The organism is Xanthomonas campestris pv. asclepiadis (assembly GCF_020784175.1).
GTDB classification, from domain to species: domain Bacteria; phylum Pseudomonadota; class Gammaproteobacteria; order Xanthomonadales; family Xanthomonadaceae; genus Xanthomonas; species Xanthomonas campestris_D.
In genome coordinates, this window is the sequence record NZ_JAJGQM010000053.1 from 22,540 (window position 1) to 34,623 (window position 12,084).

The 12,084-nt window shown below is 63.6% G+C and carries 8 protein-coding genes and 1 pseudogene; 6 read left to right on the forward strand and 3 right to left on the reverse strand.

Features of this window, described 5'->3' with window-relative positions; translation table 11 throughout:
* Positions 1–37 precede the first annotated feature (37 nt).
* From LL972_RS18495 to LL972_RS18505, 3 genes are read right to left on the reverse strand one after another with little or no spacing between them, the layout of a single operon-like run.
* Positions 38–457 carry an STAS domain-containing protein gene (locus LL972_RS18495; RefSeq protein ID WP_005923815.1) on the reverse strand — a complete coding sequence of 140 codons (420 nt, stop codon included), beginning with the start codon at positions 455–457 and terminating at the stop codon, positions 38–40.
* Positions 454–885, reverse strand: a complete 432-nt coding sequence (locus LL972_RS18500; RefSeq protein ID WP_228328833.1) for an ATP-binding protein — start codon at positions 883–885, stop codon at positions 454–456. The genes LL972_RS18495 and LL972_RS18500 overlap by 4 nt, the downstream gene beginning before the upstream one ends.
* The gene (locus LL972_RS18505) at positions 882–2,834 is read right to left on the reverse strand and encodes a SpoIIE family protein phosphatase (RefSeq protein WP_228328840.1); all 1,953 of its coding nucleotides are present in this window, start codon (positions 2,832–2,834) and stop codon (positions 882–884) included. The genes LL972_RS18500 and LL972_RS18505 overlap by 4 nt, the downstream gene beginning before the upstream one ends.
* Positions 2,835–3,130: 296 nt before the next feature.
* On the opposite strand from LL972_RS18505, the gene LL972_RS18510 reads away from it, so the two are divergent.
* The 6 genes and pseudogenes from LL972_RS18510 to LL972_RS18535 form a co-directional block, all read left to right on the forward strand.
* Positions 3,131–3,730 (forward strand): hypothetical protein, encoded by a 600-nt coding sequence (locus LL972_RS18510; RefSeq protein ID WP_228328834.1) that lies wholly within the window; start codon positions 3,131–3,133, stop codon positions 3,728–3,730.
* Positions 3,727–5,049 carry an XVIPCD domain-containing protein gene (locus LL972_RS18515; protein ID WP_228328835.1) on the forward strand — a complete coding sequence of 441 codons (1,323 nt, stop codon included), beginning with the start codon at positions 3,727–3,729 and terminating at the stop codon, positions 5,047–5,049. The genes LL972_RS18510 and LL972_RS18515 overlap by 4 nt, the downstream gene beginning before the upstream one ends.
* Positions 5,050–6,029: 980 nt before the next feature.
* On the forward strand, positions 6,030–7,031 hold the full coding sequence (locus LL972_RS18520; RefSeq protein ID WP_228328836.1) for an arabinogalactan endo-1,4-beta-galactosidase: 1,002 nt from the start codon (positions 6,030–6,032) through the stop codon (positions 7,029–7,031).
* Between the two features lie 333 nt (positions 7,032–7,364).
* The gene (aceE, locus tag LL972_RS18525; RefSeq protein ID WP_024937855.1) at positions 7,365–10,052 is read left to right on the forward strand and encodes a pyruvate dehydrogenase (acetyl-transferring), homodimeric type; all 2,688 of its coding nucleotides are present in this window, start codon (positions 7,365–7,367) and stop codon (positions 10,050–10,052) included.
* 55 nt (positions 10,053–10,107) lie between these two features.
* Complete coding sequence (drt3a, locus tag LL972_RS18530) at positions 10,108–11,478, forward strand: antiviral reverse transcriptase Drt3a (protein WP_228328837.1); 1,371 nt, start codon at positions 10,108–10,110, stop codon at positions 11,476–11,478.
* A 48-nt stretch (positions 11,479–11,526) separates the two neighbouring features.
* Positions 11,527–12,011: pseudogene (locus LL972_RS18535) on the forward strand (transposase); the annotation flags it as partial.
* Between the last annotated feature and the right edge of the window lie 73 nt (positions 12,012–12,084).

A 12,084-nucleotide genomic window follows, 5' to 3' on the forward strand; every position in this document is an offset into this window, starting at 1 on the left:
TCCACCCGACGCCCGTTTGCCACACGTCGTTAGCTACTCACGCCTCGGCAAAATGCGGCACGATCGGCGTATCGCCTTGCGCATGCTGTTCGATGACCTTGCGCTGCATCGCCGCCAGGTAGGCATCCAGCTCTTCGGTGGAGGCGAAGACATCGCTCAGCGGCACCGCCTTGACCATGTCGAAGACCTTGCGGATCTGCGGCTGCGGGTTGGTCACCAGCACCTTGCCCTGACGCGTGGCCAGCGCCTTGCGCGCCTTGAAGATGCAGCGGATGCCGGCGCTGGAGATGTATTCCAGCGCGGTCAGGTCCAGCACCAGCGTGGTGATCAGCGTGCCCAGCAGCGGCGACAGCGCCGCGTCCAGGTCCTGGTAGGTGTGGGTGTCCAGGCGCCCGGTCAGGATGACGCGTTGACGGGTGTCCTGCGGCGGGTCGATCTGGATGGCGAGCGTGGTCATGACAGTGCCTCGGGGACAGGGGCGTACGGATGGAGCAGGGTGACGCGCACCACGTTGTATGCACCATCGCGACGGTAGTCGATGTGATCGGCGAACTGATGCACCAGAAACAACCCCAGCCCGCCGATCGCCCGATCGTCGAGCGCGGCATCCAGCTCCAGCTCCGGCAGCGTGCGGGGGTCGAAGGCGTTGCCGGGGTCGCTCAACTCCAGCACCAGCGCCTGCGGGTCCAGCTGCAGCTGCAGGCGCAGCGGCTGCTCGGCGCACTGGCCGTGGGTGAGCGCATTGCAGCCGAGCTCTTCCACGATCAGCCGCACCTGGCCGATGCGCTCGGCGTGCAGGCCTTCCAGCGTGAGCGAGTGTTCCAGCGCGTCGTTGGCGCCGGCCAGCTGGGCCAGCGAGGGCGCGATGGCCAGATCGAGCTTCATCGGGTCGTTGCCTTTCCGGGTGCGTCCCGGCCCGCGTCTGCGACCCGCCCAGCATGCTCCTGGCGCAGCCGGATCGCCAGCAGGGTGATGTCGTCGTACGGGTCGGCCTGGCCGGTGAAGTGGGCGATGTTGGCGATCACCGCCTTGCATTGCGCCGCCGCGCTGCGGCGTGGGCGCAGTGCGCCGAGCAGGCGTTCCAGTCCATAGCTGGCCCCACGCTCGTCCATCGCCTCGGTCACCCCGTCGGTATACCCCAGCAGCGTCTGCCCGGCGCTCATGCGGCCCTGCAGCACCGGGTAGGCGACCTGCGGCTCGATCCCCAGCGGCGCGCCGGTCTCCAGCGGCAACGGCCGCGCGGTGCCGTCGATGTCGATCAGCACCGGCGGCTCGTGGCCGGCGCTGGCCAGCCAGTAATCGCCGCTGACCACGTTGATCACCCCGCACAGCACCGTGGCGAACATGCAGGTGTCGTTGTTGTCGGCCAGCCGCGTGGAGGCGGCGATCAGGATGCTGTCCGGGCGCGTATGCCGGCGCGCGGCGATTTCCAGCACGCTCACCGCGCGCGCCATGAACAGGGCCGCCGGCACACCCTTGTCGGACACATCGCCCACCACGAACCACAGCAGCCCCGGCTCGGTCTCCACGAAGTGATAGAAGTCGCCGCCCACCGCCTTGGCCGGCTCCAGCCAGGCGCAGGTTTCCAGGTGCGAATTGGCGCGGTCGAAGGTGCGCCCGGAGGGCAGCATCGCCTGCTGGATCTCGCGCGCGATCTGCAGTTCGCTGTGCATGCGCTCGCGTGCGGCGGTCATCTCGCCGATCTGCGCGATGTGGTCGCGGATCGCATCGCGCGCGCTGTCGAACGCGCGCGCCATCACACCCACCTCGTCGCGGCGCTCGATGTGCGGCAGCGGGTAGTCGAATTCGCCGCGGCGAAAGTGCTCGGCGGTATCGGTCAGTTCCTCGATCGGCCGCGTCAGCTTGCGCGTGATCCGCCCCATCAACCACCACCACACCACCGCGCCCAGCAACGCCGCCACCGCCACCCATACCGCCAGCCGGTTCAGGCCCGCCAGCACATAGCCTTCCGAGGCGGACAGCACAAAGGTCCAGCCGCTGTGTCCCACCGCCGCGCTATGGGTCAGAAAGCGCTCGCCGTCGGGGGCGGTATGCGCGAACGAGATCGGCTGGCCGGCCGCCACCGCGCGCTGCAGCGGCAGCAGGTCGGGCCGCGCATGCGCCACGTAACGTGCCAGCGTGTAGCGCAGGTTGAGCCCCGGGTCGGGGCTGAACACCAGCATGCCTTCGGGCGAGAGCAGCATCGGCTGGATGCTGATGTCGCGCGGCAGCTGGTCGATGATGTCGCGCAGGTGCTGCAGCGGCAGGTCCACGCTGACCATGCCCACCGGAGCGGCATCCACCGCATCGCCCGGGCGGCGCAACGGCAGGTTGTAGCTGGTGTACAGCGCGCTGCCGCCATTGGGGTCGAGATACGGCTCGGACCACCACGCGCGCCCTTCGCGCTGGGTGCGCAGGTACCACGGCATCGCGCGGTAGTCGTAGCCCAGCTCCTGCACCGATTTTTCCAGCACGCGCGTGCCGTCCCGATGCACGTACCAGACAAATCCGGTGTCGCGGGCTTTCTGGGTGCGCGGTTCAATGATCAAACGCGCCGCGCCGATATCCGGGTCGCCGCTGAGCGTGGCCAGCAGCAGGGCGCGCAGGTTGAACGGCTGCAGCCCCACCGCACTGCTGCTGGCGGCCAGCGTGCGGCCGCTCACCTGCACCGAATCCAGCATCGCCGCCAGGCTGCGCGCGGTCTGCTCGGTCAGGCCATCCACCTCGGTGCGCGCCGCCTCCACCAGCTCGGCGCGTGCGCCCAGGTAGAACACCGTGCCCAGCACCGCCAGCAACACCACCAGCACCGCGGTGGCGGCCAGCAACACCCGCATGCGCAGGCTGTGCCGCCAATGCACCCGCGGGGTAACAGCCACGCTGTCGGCTGGCGATGTGGGACCGGTGGCGATGACGCGCTTCCCTGGCAGCGGATGGCCCCGATCATGGCAGTTTTGCGGCCGCCGGCAACCGGCTCACGGGGGCCTCATCCTCAGCTGCCGTAAATTGACCCCAGCGGGTCAGCGAACTAGATTGACTCCCCCTATCGCCATGGAGGCCGGCCTTGCGCCAGATTCTGACCCCGAGCCTGCTGGCCCTTTTGCTTACGGCCTGTAACGCCCCGGAGACCAGCATGACCCAGACCCAATCCCCCGCAACCGAGGCCGCCGCAGAAGCCGACGTGGAGGCGGGCGGTCGCGGCCTTGCCAAGTTGAATCCCAGCCCGCGCAAGGCCTTCGAAGTGACGCTGACGCTGGACAAGGCGCCAGGCGCCTTCGGCCTGGTGCAGGGCGCGGCGCAGTACGACGTCAGCAACGAAGCCGAATGCGGCAAGATCCAGCCCGAGACCGGCACCGCCGGGCGCATCACCAGCCAGGAAGACTTCGCGCTCAAGAAGATCTCCGACACCGAGTACCGCGGCACCGTCTATCTGGACCTGATGCAGGACGAGGACTATTACGGTCGCGGCGTCTGCCACTGGGAATTCAGCGGCGCCAGCGTGCTGCTGAAGGCCACCGGTGCAGAGGAAGAGACCCGCTTCCTGTCGTTTATCGAAGGCAAGACGGTGACTGCGCAGCAGCCGCAGACGAAGTACTACTGGAAGGAAGGGTATCCGCGCTCGGAGTCCAAGAGCTTTCCGGACACCGGTGAGCTGAGCCCGGACAAATTCAAGCCGGAGATCCGCGACAATCTCTTCACCATCACATTGGCTGCCAAGGAAGTTGCGCCATGACCGTCCCATCGCAGCACTACGCCGACTTGTCCGAGGATACGTATAAGAATCACGCGGTTGGACGGCGTGCGCCGGGTCATGAGGAATTGGTTCCGGTCGGAAACGAGAAGTACGCCATCCTGGAGCATGTCGACAACAAGGCCACCGGCTATCAGGGCACGATCTATCGCCGTGAAAGCACTGGTGAGATCGTTGTCGCGCATCGCGGCACCGAGGGCAAGATCGATGACATCCTGACCGATGCATCAATGGTGCGCAGCCGTCACAACCCGCAAGCCGACGATGCGCTGGCGCTGACCAAGCATGCACTCGACTACGCAAAGGACTACGGCAACCGGACCGGGCACCAACCGGAAGTGACGATGACGGGTCATTCGCTCGGTGGTGCGCTCGCGCAGATCTCCGCACATCACTACGACCTCAAGGGCGAGACCTTCAATTCGTATGGTGCGGCCAGCCTGTCCTATCGGATCCCGGAGGGCGGTAACAACATGGTGAACCATGTGATGGCATCCGACCCGGTTAGTGCAGCGTCGCCGCATTTCGGCCAGGTGCGCATCTACGCAAGGCCGGATGAGATCAGTACGCTCGGTCACGCCGGTTACAGCAATAGCAGAGCGAACTTTCTGATTCCGGATTCTCCGGTGCTCGCTGCAGGAACCTCGTTAGGCGCGCACAAACTCGACAATTTCTTGAAGGAAGGTTCCGTCCTCAGCGATCCAAGTGCGCGCACGCTTGCGGAAACGAACAAGCGCATGATCAACGAGTACCGCACCGATCTGGATCAGATCCGCGCCGGCATCACCGTGATCAGCCGCAGCGGTCGTGGCCTCGGCCAGGACGCCATCGACGCCATTCGCGGCCCGCTCGCCCCGGGCGAGCCTGCCAAGCGCGACGCGCGCGAACATGGCAACGAGCACACCTCGCTGCGCATTGATCAGCCGGGGCATGTGGGCAATGGCTTGTTCCAGGACGCGCAGCGTGGCGTGCAGGCACAGGATGCACGTGCAGGGCGCGCGCCCGACCAGCAGAGCGCCCAGTTGTCCGGCTCGCTCGCCTCGGAGATGCACGCCGCCGGCGGCCAGCGCATCGACGCGGTGATGATGAGTTCCGATGCTGCGCGCACCTTCGCCGTGCAGGGCCGCGTGGACGACCCCGCGCAGCTGCGGGTCAGCGTGGAGACCATGACCGCCATGAACACGCCGCTGGAACAGAGCAGCCAGCGTGTGGCCGACAACGCCGCCCGCCAGTCGGTGGCGCTGGAGCAGCAGCAAACGCAGACCCAGCAACAACAGCAGGGCGCACGCGCGCTGGGCTGAGTGCGCGCAGGCATGCGTGGCTCGGAGCGGCTGACAACCACTGCGCGGCCGCCAGGCAGGCGCGGCCGATGCGGCAGGTGCCCGAAAGCGGCTCGTGCCAATCGCATACGCCGGTTCTGGGCGCGCCGTCCGCACTCAGTTGATGTGAGTTTGCGGAGGTCCGTTAGCCACTCTCGATGCGGTGCATGCTCAATGCGGTGCATGTACCTGACCAGCACGCCTGACGTGGCGCCGCTCCAAACTGCCAACCGCCGCCATCGAACGTTGCACGAAAGAACGCCGGCTTGCCCGGCGTTCTTTCGTTTGGTCGCTCACGATCCCAGGAGGCCAGACTCGTCGAATGCATTGAGCGGGCAAGGCGTCAGGAAGGCGGGGTGGTCTTCCTCCGTAGGCTGGTGCCGCCGAGTTGGGCCAGCCCAGCCTGCCGTGCAGCGCCGCAGCCTTGGTCGAGTCGGTGTTGCTGCGGTCCCGTGTCGACTGTTGGCCGATAGCGATGCCGATGCCAATGCCGCTGTGCGCTGCGGGCAGCGCGCATGCGGTGGTGGGTGTCTTTCCAGCAGTGCGCCCCAGTAGGACGCCCGCCGCGCATCGCCGTGGCATGTCGGGCCCGACGCCATGGGCCCATATCCACGTGCTGTCGCGGCCAGCCGGCCACGCGTCTTCGCTGTGGCGACGGTTCGCATGTAGCAGGCGCATCGCGCACTACCGCGCCGTTTTTCTGTTGCACCCGCACAACAACGCGCTGGTGAAAATACCGCCAGTGCGCTGGCGCAAGGCGTTGGCCGGCGCGAGATATGCCGCAATCACGCAGCAGCTATAGCGAGCGCGACCGCATTGCGCCGCCGTGCTGGAATCGCCACCGTCTTGCAGCGTGCGTGGCATCGCGGCATTGCCCGCATCGCCGCACAACACGCAGTGAGATTCAGGAGGAGGCAGGGCGCCATGTGGCGCGACATCCATCGATCAAGGGAGAGGGTTTCATGCGCATTTTTCGCAAGGGGTACCACCGTTTGCTGCTGGTGCTGCTGCTGGGTGGCCTCAGCGCCGGCGCAGGCGCGCAGGGCATCGCCAAGGGCGCCGATGTCAGCTGGCTCAATCAGCAAGCAGCCAACAACCCGCCGCAGGTGTTTCGCGATGCGGCCGGCAACACCACCGACTTCATCAAGCTGTTCAAGGACGTGGGCGGCAACGCCATCCGTCTGCGTGTGTGGGTCAACCCGTCCGGCGGCTGGAACGATGGCCGCGACACCCTGGACAAGGCCAAGCGCGCCACGGCGCAGGGCATGCGCATCATGATTGACTTCCACTACAGCGACAGCTGGGCCGACCCCGGCAAGCAGACCAAGCCGGCCGCCTGGGCGGGCCACTCCGTCGCCCAGCTCAATACCGATGTCTACAGCCACACCCAGGGCATCCTCAAATACCTCAAGGACAACGGCATCACCGTCAGCTGGGTGCAGGTGGGCAACGAGATCAACAGCGGCATGCTGTGGAACGAGGGCAAGACGCCCAACTTCGCCACCCTGGGCCAGTTCATCAACAGTGGCTACAACGCCACCAAGGCGGTGTACCCCAATGCCAAGGTCATCGTGCACCTGGCCAACGGCTACGACAACGCCAACTTCCGCTGGTTCTTCGACAACCTGCGCTCGGCCGGCGGCAAGTGGGACGTCATCGGCATGTCGCATTACCCGCCGGTCGGCAGCTGGCAGGACTACAACAACCGCCTGGACACCAACATGCGCGACATGATCTCCCGCTACGGCAGCGACGTGATCGTGGCCGAGGTCGGCATGGACTGGCAGCAGGCCGCCACCACCCGCGCCATGCTCACCAACCTGCTCAGCCGCAGCAGCAGCATCGGATCGCGCGTGCTCGGCATCTTCTACTGGGAGCCCAACGCCTACCCTGGCTGGCAGGGCTACACCATGGGCGCGGTCAACACCAACGGCCAGCTGACCGAAGCGCTGCAGGCGTTCTGACCAACCCGTCAACTCGTAGGAGCGCATCCGGGCGCGACGGGCATTCCCGCTAATGCCCGTCGCGCCCAGGTGCGCTCCTACGGTGGTCCGTTCCGCGCCGGGTCTGGCCGGCAACCGCCCGCCGCCGGCCCTTATCCTTTGGTCGTATACCGGCAGCGCCCGCTGCACCGGATCGTCGTCCCAGCCGGCATCGGTCCCCCATCCGCGCACGACACCGTCCCATTCCATACGCACCCGTAGCGAGGAATGGCAACAGGTGCGTGCGGTACACTTGGGGGTTCACGAATTCACGATGTCGACACACCCGCGGGGTGTGTCCCCCCGGGAGCGCTAATGAACTGGTTGAACGAAGTGCTGCACAACGATCCGAACCCGCTCGAGACGCAGGAGTGGCTCGAATCGATCAAGGCCGTCATCGACGTCGAAGGCCCGGAGCGCGCCCATCAGCTGCTGGAAGGCATGGTCGAACAGACCCGCCGCGCCGGCGCTTACCTGCCGTTCTCGCCCACCACCGAGTACGTCAACACCATCGCACCGGCCAACGAGGCCAAGAACCCCGGCGACTCCGCGCTGGAGTGGAAGATCCGCTCGATCATCCGCTGGAACGCCATGGCCACCGTCGTGCGGGCCAACCGCAAGCCGGGCGACCTGGGCGGCCACATCGCCTCGTTCGCCTCCAGCGCCACGCTGTACGACGTGGGCTTCAACCACTTCTGGCGCGCGCCCAGCGACCAGCACCCGGGCGACCTGCTGTTCATCCAGGGCCATAGCGCCCCGGGCGTCTACGCCCGCGCCTTCCTGGAAGGCCGCATCAGCGAAGCCCAGCTGGACAACTTCCGCATGGAAGTGGACGGCCAGGGCATCTCCTCCTACCCGCACCCGTGGCTGATGCCCGAGTTCTGGCAGACCCCCACCGTGTCGATGGGCCTGGGCCCGCTGGCCGCCATCTACCAGGCGCAGTTCATGCGCTACCTGGAAAACCGCGGCCTGATCGAGAAGTCCGACCGCAAGGTGTGGTGCTTCATCGGCGACGGCGAGAGCGACGAGCCGGAAACCCTCGGCGCCATCGCGCTGGCCGGCCGCGAAGGCCTGGACAACCTCATCTTCGTGGTCAACTGCAACCTGCAGCGCCTGGACGGCCCGGTGCGCGGCAACGGCAAGATCATCCAGGAACTGGAAGGCGTGTTCCGTGGCGGCGGCTGGAACGTCATCAAGCTGCTCTGGGGCGGCTACTGGGACGCGCTGCTGGCCAAGGACACCGACGGCGTGCTGCGCAAGCTGATGATGGAAACCGTCGACGGCGAGTACCAGAACTGCAAGGCCTTCGGCGGCGCCTACACGCGCGCCAACTTCTTCGGCAAGTACCCGGAGACCGCAGCCATGGTCGCCGGCCTGTCCGACGACGACATCTGGCGCCTGAACCGTGGCGGCCACGACCCGCACAAGGTGTATGCCGCCTACCACCAGGCCGTGAACACCAAGGGCATGCCCACCGTGATCCTGGCCAAGACGGTCAAGGGCTACGGCATGGGCTCGGCCGGTGAGGCGCTCAACCCCACCCACCAGACCAAGAAGCTGGACGACGCGGCGGTCAAGCACTTCCGCGACCGCTTCAACATCCCGGTGACCGACGCCCAGCTGGAAGACGGCCAGGTGCCGTTCTACCACCCCGGCGAAGATTCCCCGGAAGTGCAGTACCTCAAAGAGCGCCGCAACGTGCTCGGCGGCTTCCTGCCCTCGCGCCGTCCCAAGGCCAGCAAGTCGTTCGTCGCGCCCACGCTCGACAAGTTCGAGCGCCTGCTCAAGGACAGCGGCGAGCGCAGCTATTCCACCACCATGTCCTTCGTGCAGAGCCTCAACATCGCCCTGCGCGACAAGGAACTGGGCCCGCGCATCGTGCCGATCGTGGCCGATGAGGCGCGCACCTTCGGCATGGAAGGCATGTTCCGCCAGATCGGCATCTATGCCCCGTTCGGCCAGAAGTACAAGCCGGTCGATGCCGACCAGCTGATGTACTACCGCGAAGACCAGACCGGCCAGGTGCTGCAGCAGGGCATCAGCGAGCCGGGCGCCATCGCCTCGTGGATGGCCGCCGGCACCAGCTACTCGGTGTCGGATGTGCCGATGCTGCCGTTCTACATCTACTACTCCATGTTCGGCTTCCAGCGCGTGGGCGACATCGCCTGGCAGGCAGCGGACATGCGCACGCGTGGCTTCCTGCTCGGCGGCACCGCCGGCCGCACCACGCTCAACGGCGAAGGCCTGCAGCACGAAGACGGCTTCAGCCAGGTCATCGCCGGCTCCATCCCCAACGTGCGTAGCTACGACCCGACCTTCGGCTTCGAAGTCACCGTCATCATGCAGCACGGCATGAAGGCGATGATGGAAGACCAGATCGACGAGTACTACTACATCACCCTGATGAACGAGAACTACGCCCACCCCGGCATGCCGGACGGCGCAGCCGAGGGCATCATCAAGGGCATGTACCTGCTCAAGGACGCCGGCAAGCCCAAGAAGGGCGAGCTGCGCGTGCAGCTGCTGGGCAGCGGCACCATCCTGCGCGAGGCCATTGCCGCAGCCGAGCTGCTGGACAAGGACTTCGGCGTCACCGCCGACATCTGGTCCTGCCCCAGCCTCAACGAAGTGCGCCGCGACGGCTACGCCGTGGAACGCTGGAACCGCCTGCACCCGGAGGCCGAACAGCGCAAGCCCTACGTCACCCAGCTGCTGGAAGGCCGCCAGGGCCCGGCCATCGCCGCAACGGACTACGTGCGCGCCTTCGCCGACCAGATCCGCGCCTTCGTCCCGATGACCTACACCGTGCTCGGCACGGATGGGTTCGGTCGCTCGGACACGCGTGCGAATCTGCGCCGGTTCTTCGAAGTGGACCGTTACTACATCGCGCATGCGGCCATTGCCGCGCTGGCGAAGGACGGCAAGATGACGGGCAAGGATGTGGCCCGGGCGATCAAGCAGTACAAGATTGATCCTGAGAAGGCGAATCCTGTTGGGGTTTGACGAATTTGGTCAGCCCCAGAGCTAGAAAAAGGCAGCCTATTGGCTGCCTTTTTTTATGCATTTGATTGTAAAGTTCAGCCTAGGTGGCGATCTTGCAAGGAAGAAAAGTATGGTTTCACCGACACAAGACTTTACTGCTCGAAACCTTGGATGGATGAGGCGTCATAGGCGACAGTTTGGGCTTAAGCCAGACAGCGGTAAGCTTCCAAAAGAGAAGGATGAGTGGTCTGAATTCCTTGGAAATCTCGAAACGCGTATTGCACGCGAAACATTCGATTTCGGAAAGCTAACTCTCGCAAACATTAGCAAGAAGGGGAAAACCAAACAGGTCGTAGCAACCAAGAGTCTCGATGAGGTTTTGGTGCTCCGTCGCATGAATGAGAACATACGACGGTCTTACGGGATAAAAAATCCTAATAGGGATGCCTTGCTTCGCACTCTCCAGCAAGCCTTAGCCGAGAATACGCAAAAGAATATATTTCGTCTTGATATAAAGTCATGCTTCGAAAGTATTTCGCGCCACGCGGTTTATTCAGAGCTCGTAGCCGATGGTCGGGTCTCTTTTCAAACACTTTCGCTGCTGAATATTTTATTCGAAGCATTAGATAAAATGCCTCGGAAGGTGGCTCGAAAGGGATTGCCGAGAGGCTTAGCAATAAGCAGCACGATGGCGGAAATTGTTTTAAATAAACTTGAGAGGGATATCCGGCAGGTACCCGGTGTTTACGTTGTTTTGAGGTATGTGGATGATCTTGTAGTGATAACTACCAAGGTTGAAAGTGGTATAGAAAGAATCATAAAGGAGCTTGCTGCTAATTATCGCCTCAAGTTGAATGTTAGAAAGTCAAGTCTCGCGCTGATAGCTTGCGAATGCGATTTCTTTTGTGGTCATGGAGACAGCTGCCCCTGTTTGAAGGCATGTAAATGCCAGCAAAAAAACATATCTCTGGAGTATCTTGGTTACTCTATATATTTATCGAATAGAAATTCAGTATCCGGTAAAAACAGCATTGTTGTAAGGTTGTCGAAAGGGAAGCTGGCAAAGATAAAGACGCGAATCATGGTGGTGGCCAGAGATTATATAAAAACCGGGGATGCAAGTTTGCTAAATCGGCGACTGGAGCTGCTTACGGGTAACCTGCAAATGATGGACTCAGATGGCTCAAGGGGGCTGTCGGTCGGTTTGTCATATACTCACTCAAGTTATGGAATAGAAAGTAAGGACGAAATTTTCGCGTTGGGTGACTTGAATGAGCTTAATTTTTTTATGAGAAGATCGTTGGCATTTGCTATGCACTTACGACCTGCTCCTGCTAGTATAAAGAAAAAAATTTATAAGTATTCGTTCGTCTCGGGATTTCATTCGAAGCGACGCGTAAAGTTAAAAGCTACGGCAATATCGGTGGGTAATCCCCCCGCCCATTAGCTGACGCCAGAAGTGGAATTTTCTCGTCCCCTTTCCCGAGGAGGTTCCATGAAGAAGTCCCGCTTCACCGACACCCAGATCATCGCCGTGCTCAAGCAGGCCGAGGCCGGTGCGCCCGTGCCGGAGCTGTGCCGCGAGCACGGCATCAGCTCGGCCACGTTCTACAAGTGGCGTAGCAAGTTCGGCGGCATGGACGTGTCCATGGTCGCGCGCATGAAGGAGCTGGAGGAGGAGAACCGCCGGCTCAAGAAGATGTACGCCGAGGCGCAGCTCAGTACCGACCTGCTGAAGGAAGCGCTCGCAAAAAAATGGTGAGGCCATCTCAGCGACGCGAGATGGCCCAATCGGCAGTCACGAGCGGGCGCACGAACATCCGCCACGCCTGCCAGACCTTCGCGGTGAGCCAGACCTGCTTGCGCTACCAGGCCAAGGCCAGCGAGGAGAACGCCCGGATCGCCGACTGGCTGATCCGGTTGACGACCGCCCATCGCGACTGGGGCTTTGGCCTGTGCTACCTGTACCTGCGCAACGTGTCGACTCCCCGTAAAATTGGTCCATCCATAGTTAGAGGTCCCCGGGCACACTAGCCACCAAGGAGACCAACGA